Source organism: Streptomyces sp. NPDC051364, assembly GCF_040682115.1.
In the GTDB taxonomy this organism is placed as follows: Bacteria; Actinomycetota; Actinomycetes; order Streptomycetales; family Streptomycetaceae; genus Streptomyces.
In genome coordinates this window covers 48,735-69,967 of record NZ_JBFBAH010000021.1, presented here as the reverse complement: position 1 = coordinate 69,967, position 21,233 = coordinate 48,735, and the positions used below count along the sequence as shown (strand labels likewise).

17 protein-coding genes and 1 pseudogene are annotated in these 21,233 nt (G+C 73.1%); 10 read left to right on the top strand and 8 right to left on the bottom strand.

All coding sequences use genetic code 11. The features are described from left to right. The first annotated feature begins 59 nt into the window (after positions 1 to 59). The gene (locus tag AB0M76_RS31480; protein ID WP_365956132.1) at positions 60 to 710 is read left to right on the top strand and encodes an NAD(P)H-binding protein; all 651 of its coding nucleotides are present in this window, start codon (positions 60 to 62) and stop codon (positions 708 to 710) included. On the opposite strand, the gene AB0M76_RS31475 is transcribed toward AB0M76_RS31480, so the two are convergent. After that, complete coding sequence (locus AB0M76_RS31475; RefSeq protein WP_365956131.1) at positions 704 to 1,675, bottom strand: WYL domain-containing protein; 972 nt, start codon at positions 1,673 to 1,675, stop codon at positions 704 to 706. The genes AB0M76_RS31480 and AB0M76_RS31475 overlap by 7 nt on opposite strands. 101 nt (positions 1,676 to 1,776) lie before the next feature. Between AB0M76_RS31475 and AB0M76_RS31470 the strand changes: the two genes are divergently transcribed. The 6 genes and pseudogenes from AB0M76_RS31470 (at position 1,777) to AB0M76_RS31445 (ending at position 11,442) form a co-directional block, all read left to right on the top strand. Beyond that, positions 1,777 to 2,394: a TIGR03086 family metal-binding protein gene (locus AB0M76_RS31470; RefSeq protein WP_365956130.1), complete on the top strand. Its 618-nt coding sequence runs from the start codon at positions 1,777 to 1,779 to the stop codon at positions 2,392 to 2,394. Positions 2,395 to 2,490: 96 nt separating this feature from the next. Further along, complete coding sequence (locus tag AB0M76_RS31465; RefSeq protein WP_365956183.1) at positions 2,491 to 4,287, top strand: RNA ligase family protein; 1,797 nt, start codon at positions 2,491 to 2,493, stop codon at positions 4,285 to 4,287. After that, a complete protein-coding gene (locus tag AB0M76_RS31460) occupies positions 4,287 to 7,223 on the top strand; it encodes a poly(A) polymerase (protein WP_365956129.1) in 2,937 nt (978 codons plus the stop codon). Before AB0M76_RS31465 ends, AB0M76_RS31460 begins: the two co-directional genes overlap by 1 nt. A gap of 326 nt (positions 7,224 to 7,549) precedes the next feature. Continuing rightward, complete coding sequence (locus tag AB0M76_RS31455; RefSeq protein ID WP_365956128.1) at positions 7,550 to 9,706, top strand: discoidin domain-containing protein; 2,157 nt, start codon at positions 7,550 to 7,552, stop codon at positions 9,704 to 9,706. 155 nt (positions 9,707 to 9,861) lie between these two features. Further along, positions 9,862 to 10,506 (top strand): annotated as a pseudogene (locus AB0M76_RS31450) (paraslipin); the annotation flags it as partial. Between the two features lie 60 nt (positions 10,507 to 10,566). Then, entirely contained in the window at positions 10,567 to 11,442 is an 876-nt protein-coding gene (locus AB0M76_RS31445; protein ID WP_365956182.1) for a serine/threonine-protein kinase, read from the top strand. Between the two features lie 12 nt (positions 11,443 to 11,454). Here the strand turns inward: AB0M76_RS31445 and AB0M76_RS31440 are convergent, their stop codons facing one another. From AB0M76_RS31440 to AB0M76_RS31420, 5 genes are all read right to left on the bottom strand, one after another. Further along, positions 11,455 to 12,372: an NADP-dependent oxidoreductase gene (locus tag AB0M76_RS31440; protein WP_365956181.1), complete on the bottom strand. Its 918-nt coding sequence runs from the start codon at positions 12,370 to 12,372 to the stop codon at positions 11,455 to 11,457. A 128-nt stretch (positions 12,373 to 12,500) separates the two neighbouring features. Further along, positions 12,501 to 13,898, bottom strand: a complete 1,398-nt coding sequence (locus tag AB0M76_RS31435) for a GH1 family beta-glucosidase (protein WP_365956127.1) — start codon at positions 13,896 to 13,898, stop codon at positions 12,501 to 12,503. A gap of 22 nt (positions 13,899 to 13,920) precedes the next feature. After that, the gene (locus AB0M76_RS31430; RefSeq protein ID WP_365956126.1) at positions 13,921 to 14,787 is read right to left on the bottom strand and encodes a carbohydrate ABC transporter permease; all 867 of its coding nucleotides are present in this window, start codon (positions 14,785 to 14,787) and stop codon (positions 13,921 to 13,923) included. Continuing rightward, a complete protein-coding gene (locus AB0M76_RS31425) occupies positions 14,780 to 15,709 on the bottom strand; it encodes a sugar ABC transporter permease (protein WP_365956180.1) in 930 nt (309 codons plus the stop codon). Before AB0M76_RS31425 ends, AB0M76_RS31430 begins: the two co-directional genes overlap by 8 nt. A gap of 73 nt (positions 15,710 to 15,782) precedes the next feature. Continuing rightward, on the bottom strand, positions 15,783 to 17,102 hold the full coding sequence (locus tag AB0M76_RS31420; RefSeq protein WP_365956125.1) for a sugar ABC transporter substrate-binding protein: 1,320 nt from the start codon (positions 17,100 to 17,102) through the stop codon (positions 15,783 to 15,785). Between the two features lie 195 nt (positions 17,103 to 17,297). Here AB0M76_RS31420 and AB0M76_RS31415 point away from each other — a divergent pair, with 195 nt between their 5' ends. Further along, the gene (locus AB0M76_RS31415; protein WP_365956124.1) at positions 17,298 to 18,617 is read left to right on the top strand and encodes an ROK family transcriptional regulator; all 1,320 of its coding nucleotides are present in this window, start codon (positions 17,298 to 17,300) and stop codon (positions 18,615 to 18,617) included. A 3-nt stretch (positions 18,618 to 18,620) separates the two neighbouring features. Here the strand turns inward: AB0M76_RS31415 and AB0M76_RS31410 are convergent, their stop codons facing one another. Further along, a complete protein-coding gene (locus tag AB0M76_RS31410) occupies positions 18,621 to 19,517 on the bottom strand; it encodes a LysR family transcriptional regulator (protein ID WP_365956123.1) in 897 nt (298 codons plus the stop codon). A gap of 126 nt (positions 19,518 to 19,643) precedes the next feature. On the opposite strand from AB0M76_RS31410, the gene AB0M76_RS31405 reads away from it, so the two are divergent. After that, positions 19,644 to 20,381 carry an SDR family oxidoreductase gene (locus AB0M76_RS31405; protein ID WP_365956122.1) on the top strand — a complete coding sequence of 246 codons (738 nt, stop codon included), beginning with the start codon at positions 19,644 to 19,646 and terminating at the stop codon, positions 20,379 to 20,381. After that, positions 20,374 to 20,619, top strand: a complete 246-nt coding sequence (locus AB0M76_RS31400; RefSeq protein WP_365956121.1) for a hypothetical protein — start codon at positions 20,374 to 20,376, stop codon at positions 20,617 to 20,619. Before AB0M76_RS31405 ends, AB0M76_RS31400 begins: the two co-directional genes overlap by 8 nt. A 12-nt stretch (positions 20,620 to 20,631) precedes the next feature. Here AB0M76_RS31400 and AB0M76_RS31395 read toward each other — a convergent pair whose 3' ends face one another. Next, positions 20,632 to 21,222, bottom strand: a complete 591-nt coding sequence (locus AB0M76_RS31395; RefSeq protein WP_365956120.1) for an HD domain-containing protein — start codon at positions 21,220 to 21,222, stop codon at positions 20,632 to 20,634. Between the last annotated feature and the right edge of the window lie 11 nt (positions 21,223 to 21,233).

Below are 21,233 nucleotides of genomic sequence, written 5' to 3'. Positions count from 1 at the left end.
GGATGGGCGGCGCGGGTCCGACCGGAGGCCCGTACCGCCTCCACCCCCAGGGAGTCGCCATGGCGAAGATCGCCCTGTTCGGCGCGACCGGCACCATCGGAGCCCTTGTGCTGCGCGAAGCACTCGGGCGCGGCCACGAGGTCACGGCGGTGGTACGCGACCCCGCGAAGCTCGCGGATTCCGGCGCCGAGGTGCTGCGCGGCGACGTCCTCGACCCGCACTCCGTCGCCGAGGCGGCCGCCGGCCGAGATGTGCTCGTCAGCGCGATCGGCCCCGGGTCCGGGGATCCGGGCGTGCTCGTCACCGCCGCCAAGTCCCTGATCGGCGGCGTCTGCACGCTCGGCGCGGACGTCCCCCGGCCCCGGGTGATCGTCGTGGGCGGGGCGGGCTCGCTGCGCACCCCCGGCGGCCCGCTGGTCCGGGACGCGGCGGGCGTCCCGGAGCCGGTCCGCGCGCTCATGCGCGCCCACGGGGAGGCGCTGGACTTCCTGCGCACCGTGCCGGTGGAGGAGGTGCGCTGGACCTGTCTGAGCCCCGCCGCGCAGATCGGTCCGGGTGAGCGCACGGGCACGTACCGGCTGGCCCTCGACGATCTGATCGTGGACGAGGACGGCCGCAGCCACATCTCGGCCGAGGACTACGCCGTGGCGCTGGTCGACGAGATCGAGCGCGACGCGCATCCGGGCCGGCGGTTCACCATCGGCTACTGACCGGGCGACGCGTCCCGCGTGTCCCCCGCGTACACCGCGGTGAGTTCGGCGCCGATCCGGGCCAGCCACTGACGTACCTCCGGCGGCTCCAGGACCTCGACCCCCGCTCCCAGCCCGGCCAGGTGGCCGGCCAGCGCCTTGGGGGCCGGGCCGTCGACCCACACCTCGGTCCAGCCGTCGGGCAGCGGGCCGCCGACGCGTACCCGGCCGCCGAGGAACCGTTGCAGCAGGGCCAGCGCGTCCGGGTGGACGCGGGCCCGCGCGGTCACCGCGTACATGCCGTCCTGGAAGGCCCCGGACAGCTCCCGCCAGGCCGTGGCGAGGTCGAAGCCGGGCGGCCGGACCACGGGTTCGCCGGTCGGCTCGACGGAGCGGACGCGGCTGAGCCGGAAGGTGCGCAGGCCCTTCTCCGTACCGGCTACCAGGTAGTCGACCCCCGCCTTGGCGACGAGCCCGAGGGGATCGACCGTACGCTCGCCGGCCGGTTTGCCGACGCCCGCGTACCCGAGGCGGACGCGGATCCCGTCCACGACGGCGCCCTGGAGCGCGGTGCGGTGGGCGGCATCGGCGGTGACGGCGTTGCGGGACCAGTCCGTCGCGTCGACGACTCCGGCGCGGGTGGCGGCCTCGGCCTCCGCCCGCAGGGTGGACGGCAGGGCCCGGACCAGCTTGCGCAGGGTGGTGCGCAGTTCGGGGGTGGCCGTCAGCGGCCCGGTGACGAGGAACAGCGCCCGGATCTCGTCGGCGGTGAGCCCGGTGAGGTTGGTCCGGGCGCCGCCGACGAGGGACCAGCCGCCACCGCGGCCCCGCTGCGAGTAGACGGGGATGCCGGACGCGGCCAGCGCCTCCAGATCGCGGCGGGCGGTGCGCTGGGACACCTCCAGTTCGGCGGCCACCTCGGGGACGGTGACGCGGCCGCGTTCCTGGAGGAACAGCAGGGTCGCCACCAGCCGGTCGGCTCTCATATCCCTCTTCCCTGCCTGCGTGCCGGGCGTTTTCGCCGGTCCGTTCATTCTCCTCGGGAAACTGGCCACAAGGTGGCCAGTTTTGCTTCCAGGATGAACTCATGACCGAGATCACTCAGCTCACCGAGACCCCGTCCGCCTCCACCATCACGTTCGACCCGCGGCTCGACCTCGCCGCGGCCGTCGTGCTGGCGGGCCGCACCCTTGCCGCCGTCCGGCCCGACCAGTACGACACCCCCACCCCCTGCGACGAGTTCGACGTCCGGCGGCTCTCGAGCCACCTCGTCGCCGTCGTCCGCCGGATCGCGGTGATCGGGCGCGGCGAGGACCCGTTCAGCGTCCCGTCCTTCGCCGACGAGCTCGCCGACGGGGCGTGGGCGGCGGCCTGGGAGCCGGGCGCCCGCGAGGTCGCCGAGGTGTGGGCGGACGCGGCCGTCCTCGGCCGGCAGCTGCGCCTGCCGATGGGCGTCATGCCGGGCGCGGCCGCCGCGGCCGTCTACACGCACGAACTCACCGTGCACACCTGGGACCTGGCCAGGGCGACCGGACAGCACCCGGAATGGGACGCGGCCCTGATCGAGCGGGTGATCGCCGTCGTACGCAGGGCACTGCCGGCCGAAACCCGCGGCGGGCGGATCCCGTTCGCCGAGGTCGTGGCCGTGGACCCCGGTGCGCCGGCCATCGAACGGCTGGTGGCCTGGGCCGGGCGGCGGCCCTGACGGACCGGGCGACCCCGCGCGGGGGTTATTGATTGGATGCACCGGCTCCGGATACCTAGAGTGACGACGCACCACGTCGTCGAGCAGGAGCCGGTCATGCGCACCCACTACCCCCGTACGCCGCATCTGCCCTGGTCCCCCGGGGCGGCGGCGGACGACGTGCGCGCCTCCGCGCTCCCGGGGCTGGCCGGGCGCGAGGTCGTCGTCACCGAGAAGCTCGACGGGGAGAACACCACCCTGTACGCGGACGGCCTGCACGCGCGCTCGCTCGACTCGGGCCACCACCCCTCGCGGGCCTGGGTCAAGGGCCTCCAGAGCCGGATCGGCGCCGGTATACCGGCCGGGTGGCGGGTGTGCGGGGAGAACCTGTACGCCCGCCACTCGATCCCCTACGAGGACCTCGACAGCTGGTTCTACGGTTTCTCGGTGTGGGACGGCGAGCACTGCCTGGACTGGGACCGGACCGTGAGCTTCCTGCACGGCCTCGGGGTGCCCACCCCGCGCGTGCTCTGGCGGGGCGTCTTCGACGAGCGCGCGCTGCGCAGGCTGCGGCTCGACACCGCACGGCAGGAGGGCTACGTCGTACGGACGGTGGCCGGCTTCGCGCGTGCGGACTTCGGGCGGTACCTCGCCAAGTGGGTGCGCGTCGGCCATGTGCAGACCGACACCCACTGGATGTACGCGCAGGTGGTGCCGAACGGGCTCGGTCCGCAGGCACCGCTGTGGGCGGTGCGCTCGGGCTCCGAGCCCGATGCGGCGGAGCTGGCGGCCGCCCTCGGCCCGGATCCCGCACCCGATACCGCGCCTGATGCCGCAGTCGCACCGGTCGTCGCCGAAGTGGCGGGCCGGCTGGACGCGTCGGGCCGCACCGGTGAGGACCGGCTGGCCGGCGTACTGGCCGCCGTACTGCACCGCGCGCCGCGGGCCCGGATCGGGGCGCGGCTGGCGGCGGGGCCGCTCGGGATGCCGCTCGCCCGGCGGGTCGCCGACCTGGTCGGGCTGTACCCGTCTCTGCAGCGGCCGTTCCCGGACGAGGGGCGGCGGGCCGGGCTGGTCCGGATGGCCGTGGCCGCGGATCTCGGGGTGCTGCACGCCCTCGCCGGTGCGGCGGCCGCGGGGGATGCCGAGGCGCGGGAGTGCGTGGAGTGGTCCGCGCTGTACGCCGAGGAGGCGGGGCTGCTCGGCCCCGATCCGCTGGGCCCGCTGCGCACCGGGCTGCGGGAGGCCCTCGGCGGGCTCGGCGCGGACGCGGCGGACCGGTGCTGGGCGGAGGCACGGGAGGCATTCGCGCGGGGCGGGATCTCCACCGCCGAGGAGGCGGTGGCCGCGACCTGGCGGTGGCGCGACGGCGGCTTCCCGCGGCTGGTCCAGCTGTGCGGGCCCTCGGGCAGCGGGAAGAGCACGTACGCCCGGAGCCTGCCGGGCGTGGCCGCGTACATCAGTCTCGACGATCTGCGCACCGTCCGGGGTTCCCGAGCCGACCAGCGGGCCAATGCGGACGTGCTGCGCGAGGGCCTGGACCGGCTGAACGCTGCGCTGGCCGCCGCCGCGGGCGCCGGCGGCACGGTGGTGTGGGACGCCACCTCCCTCACCGAGCAGCAGCGCGGGCTGGTCGCCGCGGTCGCGCAGCGCCGCGACGCGCTGGTCACCCAGGCCGTGGTGCTGGTCGAGGAGGCGGAGCTGGTCCGGCGCAACGCCGTCCGACCCCATCCCGTACCGCCGCAGGTACTGGCCACCCAGCTGCACCGGTTCAGCCCGCCGTACGCCGGACACGGGCCGGGGCACCGCACCTGGTACGTCGGGGCGGGCGGGACCGTGGAGGACACGGCGGGAACCATCGGTGCGGCGGCAGTGACAGCGGCCGTTGCCGCGGCAGGGGGCGAGGACGGCTGATGCGTACCAGTGAGGAGCTCTACCACCAGGTCCGCTGGGACCCCCGGTTCGATCCGGCGCGCTTCGTGTTCGGGCTGCACCAGCGCGGGGCGCCGCCGAAGCGGATCCCGCTGCACTCCTTCGTGCCCGGCGGCGACATCCCCTGGCACCGGGTGCTGTTCGTCGAGGCGGACGGCGAGCTCGTCTGGGACCGGGCGAGCGGCATCGACCGGATCGACTCCACCGAGGCCGGGCGGATCCGCGAACCGCGGCTGCTGCGGGCCCCGTTCTTCACCTCCCGGACCCCGCACGCGTGGGATCCGGCGGACGGCGGCGCCTGGCGGCCGGCCGAGGTGCCGGCCGGCGGGTCTGTTCCGTCCGGCCCGGCCGGCGGCCCGGGGCCGCAGCAGGTGCGGCTGCTGACCTGGAACACCCTGTGGGACCGGTACGACGCCCCGCGCATCGACACCGCCCGGCGCAGGCCGATGCTGCTGGCCGACCTGGCGGGCGCCGACGCCGATGTGATCGCCCTCCAGGAGGTCGAACCTGCGCTGCTCGGCATGCTGCTGGCGGAGCCGTGGGTGCGGGCCGGATACACGGTGGGCACCGATCCGCGCGGCAAGGACGTCGCCGCCAGCGGGCTGCTGGTGCTGAGCCGGCTGCCCGTGCGCGAGGCGGGGTTGCACCTGCTGGGGCCGCACAAGGCGGTCGCCGCGGTGACGGTGGGCACCGCGAGCGGCCCCCTCGTCGTGGCCTGCCTCCATCTGACGAGCGATCACACGGAGAACGGCGCCGGGCGGCGGACCGTCGAACTGGCCCGGATCGCCGAGGGCTTGAGCGGCATCGAGGCGGACGCGGTGCTGCTCGGCGACTTCAACGACGGCCGCTCCGGCCCGGAGGGGCCGGCGGCCGCACTCGGCATGCGGGACACGTGGAGCGAGGTCCACGGGGCGCTGGACGCCACGCCGACCTTCGACCCGGCGGCCAATCCGCTGGCCGCGGTGGGCTCGCTCTCGGGGCGGGCCGCCCGGCTGGACCGGGTCCTGCTGCGCTCGGCGGGGGCGCGGGTGCGGGAAGCCGTCCTGCGCGGCAACACCCCAGGTCCGGAGGGGCTGTTCATCTCCGACCACTTCGGGGTCGAGGCGGTGGTGGACTTCGCCGAGCGGGACGCCGGGAGCGCGGCGCTCGACGTACGGGCGACCGTGCGGACGGCGGTTGCTTGGCTGCCGCCGCACGATCCGGCGGTCGAAGAGCTGCGGCGGGAGCACGACCCGGCGGTCCACCGCTGGCCGGCGCACGTGAACCTGCTGTTCGGCTTCGTACCGGAGTCCTCGTTCGAGGAGGCGCTGCCGCTGGTGGCCGAAGTGGTGGCACAGACACCGCCGTTCACGGCCCGGGTGGCCGGTGTGCACAGCTTCGGACACCGCGAGGACGCCACGCTGTGGCTGGACCCGGCGGCGGCCGGCGACGCGCCCTGGCAGCAGCTGCGGCGGGGGCTCGCCGCGCGGTTCCCGGGGTGCCGTGGGCGCGACGGCTTCACCCCGCACCTGACGCTGGGGCGCAGCCGGGATCCGCAGCGGGCCCTGCCCCAGTTCGCCGCGCGACTCGGCGGATCCGGGACGGGGACGCCGGCCCGGGTCGGGGAGCTCGCGGTGCTCTCACGGCGCGGGGACGGGCCGATGCAGGTCCGGGCGACCGTGGAACTCGGCACCGGCAGGTGGCGGTGGGCACAGGAACCGGAGCCTGGACCCGGGCCTGGACCGGGGCCTGGACCGGGGCCTGGACCGGAACAAGAGGTCGGACCGGAAGCAGCATCCGCACGTGACGCGGAAGCCGAGTCCCTCACCGCCCGGATCGCGGACGCGCTCGGGGACGGCGTGCTGCACCTCGCCGGATCCCGCCGCATGGGCTGCGCCCTGCCCGGGGCCGACCTCGACCTGGTCGCGGCCCTGCCGGGCACGGTCGGCATCGAGGAGGTACGGAAGCGGGTGGCGGCAGCCCTCCCGGAGGCCGAGGGGCTGCGGGAGGTGAAGGGCGCTCGGGTGCCCGGGCTGCGGCTGCGTACGGCCGGACTGGATGTGGACCTGGTGGTCGTCGCCACGGGCGCGGTGGACCCGGCTCAGGCGGTGGAACGCCGGGCGGAGCTCGGCGAGGCGGCCGCGATCGCGCTGAGCTCGGTGAGCGACGCCGATGCGGTCCGGGACTTCGCGGGCTCCGAGCGGCACGCGGCGTTCCTCCGGCTGGCCCGGGAGGTGAAGGCGTGGGCCCGGGCCCGGGGGCTGGATTCGGCGCCGTTCGGCGGACTGCCGGGGGTGGCCTGGGCGGTACTGGCGGCGCGTACGGTCCGCGAGGCCGCCGACCTGTCCCCCGCGGCCCTGCTCCGGGAGTTCTTCGGAACCTGGGCGGCCTGGGACTGGCGCGACCCGGTCACCCTCACGCCCCCGGCCGCGGACCCGCACGCGGACCCTCTTCCGCACCCGGATCCCGTCACCGTCCTCACCCCCTCCGCACCGGCCCGCAGCTGCACGGCCCAGGTCGGCCCGGGGGTGCGCGACCTGCTGGGCCGGGAGCTGTACCGGACGTGGGAACTCCTGGAGGCTGAACCCCACCCCCAGGCCCTGCCCCTCGGCACCCCGCCGCTGCACCGCCGGCACGCGGCGTGGGCGGTGGTGACCGTACGAGCCGATGCTCCGCGGGAGTTCGAGGAACACCTGGGCCGGGCGCGGGGCCGGATGCGCGCCCTGCTCGGTGCGCTGGCGGAGGCCGGTGTCCGGGACGCGCACGCCTGGCCGCGGCCCTTCGCGGTCTCCCCCGTCTCGGCCCGGTATGCGATCGGGCTCGGCGCGAGCCCGCCGGATGCGACCGGTCTCGACGCGCTCGCGGGTCGCTGGTCCGCCGGCCTCATGGGCGTCGAGGTCGCCTGGGCGGAGTGCGGGGCGGTCCCCCCGCTCGGCTGACGCATCCGCCTCCCTGACGACAAGTAACGAACGCACGGCAGCGCTTGCCCTCCGGCCTGGGCCACTCCCCGAAGACGGCCGAGCTCTGTCCCGCCCAGCGGGAACGGCGGGACGGAGCGGCCTGAAGTCTCAGTAGATTCCTGACACCTTTTTTCGTCAACACTTTTCACAAGGATTGAAGAAACTCCGAGTTCACAGGCCTCAAGGGCAATTGACACCCACTCAGGCCTTCACTTCATGAACGCTGAAACCCTTGACGGCCCTCGTGGCGGGCAGTTCACTCACGCTTCGATCCCCCCGGATCCACGACGTCAGGAGAGCCCCCCATGTCCCGCCTCTCGGACCATCCACCGCGACCGACGGTCGCGGCTCTCGCCGCCGCGCTGGTCGCAGCCCTCCTCGTACTGCTGCCGGGTACCACCGCCCAGGCCGCGCCCGTCCTCCTCTCCCAGGGCAGACCCGCCACCGCCTCCAGTCAGGAGAACGGCGGCACCCCCGCCTCCGCCGCCGTCGACGGCGACAACGCCACCCGCTGGTCGAGTCAGTTCGCCGACCCGCAGTGGATACAGGTCGACCTCGGCGCCCCCGCCGAGGTCAGCCAGGTGGTGCTGCGCTGGGAGACCGCGTACGCGACGGCGTACCGGATCGAGCTGTCCGACGACGGCACGCACTGGAGCACCGCCTACTCCACGACCACCGCCACCGGCGGGGTCCGGACCCACGAGATCACCGGGACCGCCCGCTACGTCCGCGTGTACGGCACCCAGCGCGCGACGCAGTGGGGTTACTCGCTCTACGAGTTCCAGGTCTACGGCACCACCGACGGAGGCCCCACCCTCCCCGGCGGCGGCGACCTCGGCCCCAACGTGATCGTGTTCGACCCGTCCACGCCCGGCACCCAGGCCCGGCTCGACGAGGTCTTCCGGCAGCAGGAGTCGGCCCAGTTCGGCACCGGCCGCTACCAGTTCCTGTTCAAGCCGGGTACGTACAACGGCCTCAACGCCCAGATCGGCTTCTACACCTCCGTCTCGGGACTGGGCCTCAGCCCCGACGACACCACCATCAACGGTGATGTGACCGTCGACGCCGGCTGGTTCGGCGGCAACGCCACTCAGAACTTCTGGCGTTCGGCCGAGAACCTCGCGCTCAACCCGGTCAACGGCACCGATCGCTGGGCCGTCTCCCAGGCCGCGCCCTTCCGCCGCATGCACGTCAAGGGCGGCCTCAACCTCGCCCCCGACGGCTTCGGCTGGGCCTCCGGCGGCTACATCGCCGACTCCAAGATCGACGGCCAGGTCGGCAACTACTCGCAGCAGCAGTGGTACACGCGCGACAGCGCGATCGGCAGCTGGGGCAACGGCGTCTGGAACCAGGTCTTCTCCGGGGTCCAGGGCGCGCCCGCCCAGTCCTTCCCGAACCCGCCGTACACCACGCTCGACTCCACGCCCGTCTCCCGGGAGAAGCCGTTCCTCTACCTGGACGGGGCCGAGTACAAGGTCTTCGTCCCGGCGAAGCGCGTGAACGCCCGCGGCACCTCCTGGGGCAGCGGCGCGCCGCAGGGCACCTCGATCCCGCTGAGCCGGTTCTACGTGGTCAAGCCGGGCACGACCGCCGCGACGATGAACCAGGCGCTGGCCCAGGGCCTGCACCTGCTCTTCACGCCCGGTGTCTACCACGTCGACCAGACCATCCGGGTGAACCGCGCGGACACGGTCGTCCTGGGTCTCGGACTCGCCACGATCGTCCCGGACAACGGGGTGACGGCGATGAAGGTCGCCGACGTCGACGGGGTGAAGCTCGCCGGGTTCCTGATCGACGCCGGCCCGGTCAACTCGCCGAGCCTGCTGGAGGTCGGCCCGGCCGGGACGACCACGGACCACGGCGGCAACCCGACGACCGTGCAGGACGTGTTCATCCGGGTGGGCGGCGCCGGCGCCGGCAAGGCCACCGTCGGCATGGTGATCAGCAACCACGACACGATCGTCGACCACACCTGGATCTGGCGTGCCGACCACGGGGACGGGGTGGGCTGGGAGACCAACCGCGCCGACTACGGTTTCCGGGTGAACGGTGACGACGTCCTGGCCACCGGGCTGTTCGTCGAGCACTTCAACAAGTACGACGTGGAATGGAACGGCGAGCGCGGCCGCACGGTGTTCTTCCAGAACGAGAAGGCGTACGACGCCCCCAACCAGGCGGCGATCCAGAACGGTCCGACCAAGGGCTACGCGGCCTACAAGGTGGCCGACTCGGTGACCACCCACGAGGGCTGGGGGCTGGGCAGCTACTGCTACTACAACGTCGACCCGACGATCCGTCAGGACCATGGATTCCAGGCGCCCGTGAGGCCGGGCGTGAGGTTCCACGACCTGCTCGTCGTCTCGCTCGGCGGCAAGGGCCAGTACGAGCACGTCGTCAATGCCACGGGCGCGCCCACGTCGGGTACATCGACGACCCCGTCCACGGTCGTCTCCTTCCCCTGATCCACCGCTTGCCCCCGGCGGCGGGGGCGGCTCCGGCCGCCCCGCGCCATCCGGGCCGGGGGCAACCTCGCCCAATCGGCTTGCACCGCAAAGGTGTTCTGCGAGACTCCGCTCAACGGGGCAGCGCAGACGGCCGGAAGGGTACGGGGAACCGCATGCAACCGATCATCATCGTCCTGATCATTCTGGTGGTTCTGATCTTCATCGCACTGGTCAAGGCGATCCAGGTGATCCCGCAGGCCAGCGCCGCCATCGTCCAACGCTCCGGCCGCTACACACGCACCCTCAACGCGGGCCTCAACATCATCGTCCCGTTCATCGACTCCATCCACAACCGCATCGACCTGCGCGAGCAAGTCGTGCCGTTCCCCCCGCAGCCGGTCATCACCCAGGACAACCTGGTCGTCAACATCGACACGGTCATCTACTACCAGGTGACCGACGCCCGCGCCGCGACGTACAAGGTCGCAAGCTACATCCAGGCCATCGAGCAGCTCACCGTCACCACCCTGCGCAACATCATCGGCGGCATGGACCTCGAGCGGACCCTGACCTCCCGCGAGGAGATCAACACGGCCCTGCAGGGAATCCTCGAGGAAACCACCGGCAAGTGGGGCATTCGCGTCAACCGCGTCGAGCTCAAGGCGATCGAGCCGCCGATCGCCATCATGAACGCGATGGAGAGGCAGGTGCGCGCCGACCGCGACAAACGCGCCGCGATCCTCCAGGCCGAAGGTGACCGCCAGTCCGAGATCCTGCGCGCCGAAGCGGACCGGCACGCGGCGATCCTGCGCGCCGAGACCGAGGTTGCGGTCGCGGAGATCCACCGACGCGGCGCACGGGCGACGGCGCCGGCCGGTGTGTCCGTACGCCCCGTGCAGCACGATCCGCTGCTGACGGGCGACCCGCGACGGGTCGGCCGCTACCGGCTCACCGCCAGGCTCGGCGAGGGCGGGATGGGGACGGTCTACCTGGGGCTGTCGCCCGGTGAACGGCGTGTGGCGGTGAAGGTCGTACGGGCGGACTTGGCGGCGGATCCGGGCTTCCGGCAGCGGTTCGCCCGGGAGATCGACTCCGTGCGCCGGGTGGGCGGCTTCCACACGGCGCAGGTGGTGGACGCGTCGGCCGAGGGAGAACAGCCCTGGCTGGTGACGGAGTACATCCCCGGCCCGTCCCTGCACACCGTCCTGCGGGAGCACGGGGCGCTGCCCGCCCGGACGCTGCGGACCCTGGCGCTGGGGGTGGCCGAGGCGCTGGAGGGGATCCACGCCTGCGGGATCGTCCACCGCGATCTGAAGCCCGGCAACATCATCATCGCGGAGACGGGTGCGAGGGTGATCGACTTCGGCATCGCGCGAGCGGTGGACGCCACCGCCCTGACCCGGGCGGACTACCTCGTCGGCACCCGGGGCTTCCTCGCGCCGGAGCAACTGACGGGGGCTCCGCTCACACCGGCCGTCGACGCGTACGCCTTCGGAATGGTGCTGGGCCACGCGTGCGGGGCCGCGCCCTTCCCTGCGGGAGCGGAACTGGAGACAGCCCTGCGGCTGCTTCCCGCGGACCTGTCGGCGATCGTGAGGGCCTGCCTCTCCCCCGACCCGGCAGCCCGGCCGACCCCGGCGCAGATCCTGGAGCGGCTCGGCGCCGGGGACGAGAAGCCGGCCGGGGACTGGCTGCCCCCGGCCGTACGGACGATGGTGGATCTGCACAACATGCCGACAGCTGCGGCAGGCTGACGGGATCTCGGGTCAGACCTCGAGAATGATCTTTCCGGCGGCGCGCCCGGTCTGACTGAACTCGAAGGCCGCCGCCAGCTCCGAGAGCGGGAACGTCTTGGCGACGGTGACCGTGAGCTGCCCGCCGTCGGCGAGCCGGGCCAGCTCCGCCAGGCCCTCGGCGTCGGGCCGGACCCACATCCACTGGCCGCCCGCACCGAGCACGGTGTGGTCGGCGATGGAGGCGTGCCGGCCGCCGTTCGCCAGGACCGCCTGGGTGACGTCGAGGACGCCGCCGACGAAGTCCGCGGCGACGGTGACACCGTCGGGAGCGAGCGCCCGCACCCGGTCGACCAGGCCGTCCCCGTACTCGACCGGCTCGCAGCCGAGGTCGCGCAGCCGGTCGTGGTTGCGCGGCGAGGCGGTGCCGATGACCCGGGCGCCCAGCGCGCGGGCGATCTGCACGCCGAAGGAGCCGACGCCGCCCGCGGCCCCGTGGATGAGGACGATGTCGTCCTTGCCGGTGGCGAGCCGGGTGAGCAGCTGGTACGCGGTGAGCCCGGCCAGCGGCAGGCCGGCCGCCTCGTGCCAGCTGAGCGAGGCGGGCTTGGCCGCGGCGGCGCGGACGGGCACGCTGACGTACTCGGCGAACGTCCCTCCGTGCACGTAGTCCTTGCGGGCATACGCCATGACCTCGTCGCCGACCGAGAACTCGGGTGTGTCGATGCCGACCCGCTCGACAGTGCCGGCGACGTCCCAGCCGGGGACGACGGGGTACACGACGTCCATCAGGGCGTCGAGCCCGCCCGACATGATCTTCCAGTCGACGGGGTTGACCGAGGCGCACTTGACCCGGACGAGGAGCTCACCGGGGGCGAGCTTGGGCATCGGCAGCCGGGTCTCGGTGAGCACCTCCGTCCCGCCGTACGTCTCGTACGCCATCGCCCGCATGGTGTCCTCGGACATCTACCCGACCTCTCCGTGAGCTGGTGGAAGCACTCGTTCCCCATCCCATCACGAAAGGCCGGGCCCGCCCCGAGAAGCGGGGCGGGCCCGGCGCGGCGCGGGGGCCTGCGGTCTCACAGGGCCCGGTGCGCGGCGATCACCTCGGCGTAGCGGCGGCCGCTGGTCTTGATCGTGCGGCGCTGGGTGGCGTAGTCGACGCGGACGAGGCCGAAGCGCTTGTCGTAGCCGTAGGCCCACTCGAAGTTGTCCAGCAGGGACCAGGCGTAGTACCCGGCCACCGGCGCGCCGCGGCGGGCGGCGCGGGCGCAGGCCGCCAGATGCCCGGTCAGGTACGCGGCCCGCTCGGGGTCGTGGACGCTGCCGTCGGCGGCGACGGTGTCGTGGTACGAGGAGCCGTTCTCGGTGACGTGGATGCGCCGGGCCCCGTACTCCTCGGTCAGCCGCATGAGCAGGGCCTCGAGGCCGTTCGCGTCGACCTCCCAGTCCATGCCGGTGCGCGGGACGCCGGGCCGGTCGATCTGGCGGGCGTACGGGGCGGGGCCGGCCGGGTCGGCGGTGACGGTCTGCGGGAAGTAGTAGTTCAGGCCGGTCCAGTCGAGCGGGGCGGCGATGGCGGCCAGGTCTCCGGGACGTTCGGGGAGGTCCACGGCGTAGACCTCGCGCATGTCGGCGGGGAAGCCGCGGCCGTGGACGGGGTCGAGCCACCAGCGGTTGACGTGGCCGTCCATACGGAGGGCTGCCGCCCGGTCGGCTTCGCCGCCGGTTGCGGGCTCGACGGTGGAGAGGTTGTTGACGATGCCGATCTGCGCGCCGGGGGCGGCGGCCCGGACGGCCTGGGTGGCGAGCCCGTGGCCGAGCAGCAGGTGGTAGGAGGCCCGGACTGCGGCGGTGAGGTCGCTCCAGCCGGGGGCCATCCTGCCCTCCAGGTGGCCGATCCACGCCGAGCACAGGGGCTCGTTGAGCGTGGCCCACTGCGTGACGCGGTCGCCGAGGCGGGCGGCGACGAGGCCTGCGTACGCGGCGAAGTGCTCGGCGGTCGCCCGCTCGGGCCAGCCCCCGCGGTCCTGGAGGGCCTGGGGCAGGTCCCAGTGGTAGAGGGTGACGGAGGGGGTGATCCCGGCGGCGAGCAGCCCGTCGACGAGCCGGTCGTAGAACGCGAGGCCCTTGGGGTTGGCGGGGCCGTCGCCGCCGGGGACCACGCGCGGCCAGGCGACGGACATCCGGTAGGCGTTCGTGCCGAGCTCCCGCATCAGGGCGATGTCCTCGCGCCAGCGGTGGTAGTGCTCGCAGGCGGTGTCGCCGGTGTGGCCGCCGTCGACGGCGCCGGGGGTGTGGGAGAAGGTGTCCCAGATGGAGGGGGCGCGGCCGTCCTCGTCCACCGCACCCTCGATCTGGTAGGCGGAGGTCGCGGTGCCCCAGGCGAAGTCGCGGGGCAGGGCGGCGAGGTCGACGGATGCCGAGTCGCGAGCAGTGTCGGAACGGGCTTCGGAACGCGTTTCGGAAAGGGTCACTTGACGGCTCCTGCCGAAAGGGTCATTTGACGGCTCCCGCCGTGAGGCCGGCCACCAAGTACCGCTGCAGCAGCAGGAATCCGGCGACGACGGGGATGCTGACGACGAGCGAGGCGGCCATGATCTGGTTCCAGTAGACGTCGTTCTGCGTGGAGTAGCCCTGCAGGCCGACGGCGAGGGTGCGGGTGGTGTCGTTCGTCATGACGGAGGCGAAGAGCACCTCGCCCCAGGCGGTCATGAAGGCGTACACGGCGACGGCGACGATGCCGGGGACGGCGGCCGGGACCACGACCCGCAGCAGCGCGCCGAGGGGGCCGCAGCCGTCGACGGTGGCCGCCTCGTCGAGGTCGCGGGGCACCGAGTCGAAGTAGCCGATGAGCATCCAGATGGAGAAGGGGAGGGAGAAGGTCAGGTACGTGAGGATCAGGGCGCCGCGGGAGCCGTAGAGGGCGATTCCGGTGGCGTTGCCGATGTTCACGAAGATCAGGAACAGCGGGAGGAGGAAGAGGATCCCGGGGAACATCTGGGTGGAGAGCACGGTGACGGTGAACAGGCGCTTGCCGCGGAAGCGGTAGCGGCTGACCGCGTAGGCCGCGAAGACGGCGATGACGACGGAGGCGGCGGTGGCCGCGCCCGCCACGATCAGGGAGTTCACGAAGTACCGGGCGAGCGGGACGGTGTGCCAGATGTCGACGTAGGGGCGGACGGTGAGCCCGCTGGGGATCCAGCGGAATCGGCCCGCGACGTCCTGGAGCGGTTTGAGCGAGCTGGTGACCATCACGTAGACGGGCAGCAGGACGAAGCCGGTGAGCAGGGTGAGGAAGACGGCGCGGACCACCCGGAAGGAGGCGGGCGGGGCCAGCGGGGACGATCGGCGGCGGTCAGGCACGCTCGTTCCTCCGTCCGCGTGTCGTGGCGAGCAGGTAGCCGGTGGTGACGAACAGCAGGAAGAGCAGCAGCAGGACGGACATCGCCGATCCGGTGCCGAAGTTCCAGGTGACGAAGCTGGATTGGTAGATGTGGAGGGAGATCAGGTCGGCGGCCTCGGGGGCGGATCTGCCGAACAGCACGAACGGTGTGTTGAAGTCGTTGAAGGTCCACAGGAACAGCACCAGGACCAGCACCTGGTTGACCGCGCCGACGGAGGGCAGGGTGATCCGGCGGATCTGCTGCCAGACGCCGGCGCCGTCCAGCGCGGCGGCCTCGTACAGCTCCGCGGGGACGTTCTGCAGGGCGGCCATCACGATGAGGAAGGCGAAGGGCCAGCCCTTCCAGACGGAGACGGTCAGCAGGGCCCAGAAGCTGTTGTCGCCCAGCAGCCAGAAGGTGTGCTCGGCGCCGCCGAGGCCGAGCTGGTCGTGGAGGACGTGGTTCACCAGGCCGTTGTCCCGCTGGAACATGAACGCCCAGGTGATGACGGCCGCGTACACGGGCAGGGCGTACGGGACGAGGAACAGGGCCCGCAGGATGCCGCGGCCGCGGAAGCTCTCCTGCATGAACACCGCCGCAGCGGTGCCCAGCAGCCAGCACAGGCCGACGGAGAGCAGGGTGAACAGGCAGGTGGTGAGGAAGGAGCGCAGGAGGGCCTCGCCGACGGGCCGGTTGACGTCGACGGCGAGTTCGTAGTTGGCCAGTCCGGTCCAGGGGGCGCGGGACCAGTCGCGGATGAAGAACTGGGTCAGCTGCCGGAAGCTCATCAGGATGCCCATCACCATGGGGACGAGGTGGATGAGCAGTTCGAGGAGCAGGGCGGGCAGGAGCAGGAGGTAGGGCAGGGCGCTGCGGCGCAGGCGGGCGGTCTTAGGGCTCATGCGGTTCTTGGGGATCTCGGGAGTCATCGGGCTCATCGGGCTCTTGGGGCTCTTGGGGCTCATCAGGCCGGACTCAGCTCGCCATCTGCTGCTGCGCCTTGGTGAGCTTGGCCTTGACCGACTCGGTGGTGACCGGGCGGCCCGCTGCCGCGTCGGCGAAGAGCTCCTTGACGGCGGTGCCGACGGCGGTCTCGAACTGGGACTCGTGCGGGACCTGCGGGAGCGGGGCGGCGCTGGTGCCCAGGGTGGTGCGGAGCACGGTGAGGTCGTCGGTGGCGAACGCGGGGTCGTTCTGGGCGGCCTTGACCGGCGGGACGGAGCCGTACGTCTTGTTGAGGAGCTTCTGTTCCTCGTCGCTGGTCATGAACTTCACGAACTTGAGGGAGCCGTCGATGTTGTCGGTGTTCTTGAAGACTGCCAGGTTGATGCCGGCGACCATGGAGTTGGTGTTGCGGCCGGTGCCGGGCACGCCGCCGGCGGGCACCGGTACCGGGGCCACGCCCCAGTCGCCCTCCTTCATGCCGTGGCTCTTGAAGGAGGAGGCGGCGCTCTGCCACAGGACCATGGCGGTCTTGCCGTTGGCGAAGTCCTGGACGGACTGGTTCTGGGCGTACTCGGCGTTGCCCGGCGCGATGATCTTGTCCTTGGCCATCAGGTCGACGTACTGCTTGACGGCGTCGACGGCGGCCGGGGAGTCGAAGGTGGGCTTGGCGGCCGCGTCGAAGAAGTCCGCACCGTGCTGTTTGGCGAGGACGAAGACCTGGTGGATGTTGTTGGCGAGGTTGCCCCCTTCGGCGCCGAGCGCCCACTTGCCGTCCTTGGACAGGCTCCGGCCGATCGTGACCATCTCGTCCCAGGTGGCCGGGGGCTTCGCTATGCCCGCCTCCTGGAACATCTTCTTGTTGTAGTAGAGCGCGTACGACATCGAGTAGAGCGGGACGGCGGCCGGGTCCTGGCCGGCGGCGCCCGCCGAGCCGATGGCCGACTCCACGAAGCGGTCCTTGCCGCCGATCGCGTCGAAGTTCTTGCCGTCCCACGGGAGCAGGGCCCCGGTGGCCTGGAGGGAGGCGGACCAGGTGTTGCCGATGTTGAGGACGTCCGGGCCCTGGCCGGAGGCGGTGGCGGCGAGGATCCGGTTGAGCAGGTCGGACCAGGGGACGACTTCGAGCTTGACCTTGATGCCGGTCCGCTCCTCGAACTTCTTCAGCTCCGGGCCGAGGGTCGCCTGGTCCGCCGCGAGGTCGGGGCCCTGGTTGGAGGCCCAGTACGTGAGCTCCTTGGGGGCGGTGTTGGAGCCGCCGCTGTTGTCCGCGGTGCCGCCGCCGCAGGCGGTGGCCGTGGCGGCGAGCAGGCAGGCGGTGACGGCGGCAGCGGCGGCTCGGGTTCTGCGCATGGCGGATCGGCCCCTTTCGGCAGGGTCGGGGGAAGGCCGGCGGATGGTCTCGGCTCGGGTGCTTCGAGGGCGCCCCACGCGCCAAAGCCTTAATTCAGGACGTGAGTTAAGCCTCGTGAAAGGGTCGCGTCAAGGGGCCCCGCACGGGTATGTTGCGAGCGACGACAGGGCGGACGGCAGGACGGAAGGAGCCAGATGACCACAGGGCGTGGCGGCCGTACGGTGCGGGACCTGCGGCGCGGCAACCGCAGCGCCGTGCTCCAGCGGCTGTACTTCGGCGGGCCGATGAGCCGGCAGGAACTCGGGCCCGCCACCGGGCTGAGCTCCGGTTCCGTCAGCAACGTGGTCGGCGAACTCGTCGCGGACGGACTCCTGGAGGAGGCCGGCATCGTCGACTCGGACGGCGGCCGGCCCCGCACCCTGCTGCGCGTGGCCCCCGGCAGCGCCCACATGATCGGGGTCGACGTCGGCGAAACCCGGGTCCGCGTCGAGCTGTTCGACCTGGCACTCACCGAACTGGCCCGCACCGAACTGCCGTTGCTGCCCCGCGGCTGCTACGACGTCGGCCCGATCGTGGACCACGTCCGGACCGGGATCGCCGCCGTCCTCGCCGAGGCCGGGGTCGGGACCGAGCGGCTGCTGGGCGTGGGCGTCGGCGTCCCGGGCATAGTGGACCGCGAGGCGCCGGGCGGAGCGGTCGTGCACGGGCAGACCATCGGCTGGGACGCGGTGCCGCTGGAGGCGCTGCTGCGCGCCACCGGGGCCCTGCCGGACGAGGTCCCGTACATCATCGACAACGGCGCGCGCACCCTCGGCCAGGCCGAGATGTGGTTCGGGGCGGGGCGCGGGGCCCGGGAGGCCGTCGTCGTCCTGTTCGGCTCGGGCGTCGGCGCCAGCCTGATCACGGACGGCTCGCCCGACGGGGGCACGACGGAGGGCACCCCGCTGGAGTGGGGGCACCTCACGGTGTCGGTACGGGGGCGGCGCTGCCGGTGCGGTGCGCTGGGCTGCCTCGAGGCGTACACGGGGGCCGAGTCCCTGCTGGCGCGCTGGGCGGAGCGGGGCGGGGGCGTTGGCGGCGCGGTGGACGCGCTGGACGAGGAGGAGGCCCTCTCGGCCCTGCTGGCGGCGGCGGTCGCGGCGGATCCGGTGGCTCTGGAGGTCCTGGAGGAGACCGCGGAGTACCTGGGCGCGGGCCTGTCGGACGTCATCAACCTGTTCCGGCCGGAGCGCATCCTGATCGGCGGCTGGGCGGGCCTGCTGCTGGGCCCGCACATCCTGCCCGCCGTACGGGAGCACGCGACCCGGTACTCCCTGCGCCATCCCGCCGACCGGGTCACCATCGACCTGGGTTCCCTGGGCCCGGACGCGGTCACGGTCGGGGCGGCGACGCTCCTGCTGTCGGCCTTCTTCGCCACGGGAGGCCGCCGCACGCCCCCGCAGCAGCAGGCCGAACCGCCGGGCTGGCGCACGGCCCTGGAGGTCCGCGGCGAATCGGCGGCCCGCCGGGGCTGAGCCTCAGCCGGCGCCGGCGCCCGCATCGCCCGCACCCAGGTCCGCGTGCTCGGCGAGGGTGTCCAGGAAGGCCGTGGTGAGCGGGTCGGGGTGCGGGCGCGTGTAGGCGGCCAGCATCCGGCGCACCGGCGGCTCGGGGCGCAGTACCCGGCCCGCGAAGCCGGGCGGCAGGACGCTCTCGGGGACCAGGGCCGGGCCGAGCCCGGTGGCGGCCAACAGTGGCGCCGCGGCCGTCTGTTCGGTCCGTACGGCGGCACGCGGCCGGAAGCCGGCCGCCGCGCAGGCCTGGTCCAATACCTCGGCCAGGCCGTTGCCGGGGGCGTAGTGCACCCACGAGCGGTCCGCCAGGTCCGCGAGGTGCACCCGCTCCGGCGCCGGGTCATCGGCGGGGACGGCCACCACGAACTCCTCCTCCCCCAACTCCCGTACGGGACCGTCCCATACGCGGGGTGCCGGGCCGACGGCGAGGTCGGCGCTGCCCGCGGCCATGGCGGCGAGCAGCGCGTCGGTGTGCGGGAACTCCCTCAGCCGGATGCGCACCTGCGGATGCCGCTCGTGCCAGCTGCGCAGCACCGGGAGGAGGATCCCGAGGGTGATCGAGTAGACCGCTGCGACCTGGATCTCGCCACCCTCCAGGCCGACGGCGCGACGGGCGGCGGTACGGGCCCGTTCGGCGTCGGCCAGCGCGGCGCGGGCGTGCGGGAGCATCGCGCGGCCCATCGGGGTCAGCCGGACCGCCCGCGGGAGCCGCTCCAGCAACGGGCCGCCCGTATCCCGCTCCAGTGCGCGGACCTGGTGCGACAGGGCGGGCTGGGAGACGTGCAGCAGCTCGGCGGCGCGGGTGAAGGAGCCGGTGTCGACGACGGTGACCAGATACTCGAGCTGCCGCAGGGTAGTCATGAGCAAAGGTTATGGCAGCAGTAGAAACCAAGTCTTGGACGTATGGGCTCCGGCCGACGGAGAGTCGAGTCGTACCCGGCGGCCATCCTCGGCACGCACCGGAACTCACACGACACAGGACCTCCGATGCCCACATCAGCTCTCTTCCAGGACTCCCTCGACGGCAAGCGGCTCGTCGTCGTCGGCGCCGGCTCGCACATCGGGCGCACGCTGGCCCGTACGGCATCGGCGGCCGGCGCCGAGCTGATCCTCGCCGGGCCCGACGCGGACCGGCTGGCAGCGACCGCGAACGCCCTACCCGCACCCGCCCGCATCCAGCCGACCGACCTCACCGACGAGGACTCGATCGCCGCCCTCGCCGAAGCGGTGGGCCCGGTCGACCACGTCGTCTCGACGGCCGCCGTCCCGGCCAACGGGCCCGTCTGCGGCCTCGTCCTCGCCGACGTCCAGCGGGCGTTCGCCGCCAAGGTGTTCGGCCCGCTGCTGCTCGCCAAGCACCTGGCCGGGCGGATGAACGAGGGCGGCTCCCTCACGTTCTTCTCCGGCGTCGCGGCCTGGCGGCCCGCCCCGGAGCGGGTGGTCATGGCCACCGCCAACGGCGCCCTGTCCTTCCTGGTGGAGGCGCTCGCCGTCGAGCTGGCGCCCCTGCGGGTCAACGCGGTCTCCCCCGGCATCATCGACTCCGGGGCCTGGGACCGGCTCGGCGCGGACAAGGAGGCGTTCCTGCGCGGCGTCGCCGGCCGCAACCCCGCCCGCAGGACGGGCACCCCAGACGACGTGGTGCGCTCGGTGCTGTACGCGATCGGCAACCCGTTCGTCACCGGGACCGTGCTGCACGTGGACGGAGGTGCGCGCCTTGTCTGACACCCCTGGTGCGCCGGCCGGCGAGCTGACCGGCTCCGGCTTCGACCGCCGGCCGTCCGCGCTGCGTGCGGAGTTCGAGGCGGGCGCCTTCAACGGGCGCGTCGGGCAGCGGCTGCTCAGCGAGACGGACCGGGTCCGCGTCCGGGAGATCCGGCTCGCGCCGGGCGAGCGGGTGCCGGCCCACCGGCACGTGCTCGACGTCCCCCGCACCCGCGCATCACCGCCGCCTCCGGCGTGAACAGCAGACAGCTCAGACCGGAAAGGCGGCCTGGAAGGCCAGCCGCCGGTCGCCGCCGTCGGCGATCCGGCCGAGCAACTCGTCCAGATCGAGGAATACGGCCCACGGCTCGGTGCCCGCGGCCTCCGCGATCCGGCGGACCAGAAGGTTCTCCAGTTCGGGCACGCGCTTGCCCTTCCACACCTTGTCGGCGGTGCTCACCAGCAGCTCCTCGACGCTGATGCCGGGCGCCGCCCAGCCGGCATGGGTGGCAGCGAAGCGGGCCTGCTCCTCGGTGAACCCGTGCGCGAGGAGCAGTTCCCGCCCGGCGGCCTCGTGCGCGGAACCGGGTCCGCTGAGCTCGGCGGTGTGGACGGCTTTGCCCACGTCGTGCGTGGCCGCGCCGAAGAGCACGGCCTCACGCGCGAAGGGCAGGCCGGGGCAGTACGCGGCCAGCCAGTCGGCGAGCTGGCCCGCCACCTCGTGCACGAGCCGCAGCTGCGCCGCCAGCCGGGGCGGCGCAGCCAGCTCACGCAGCAACGCGGCCACGCCGGGCGGCAACGTGCGCAGCGGAGGGTCCGCCTGGGTTTCAAGGGCCCGGGACAGCACATCGGAGTCGGCCATCGGGTCAGGCT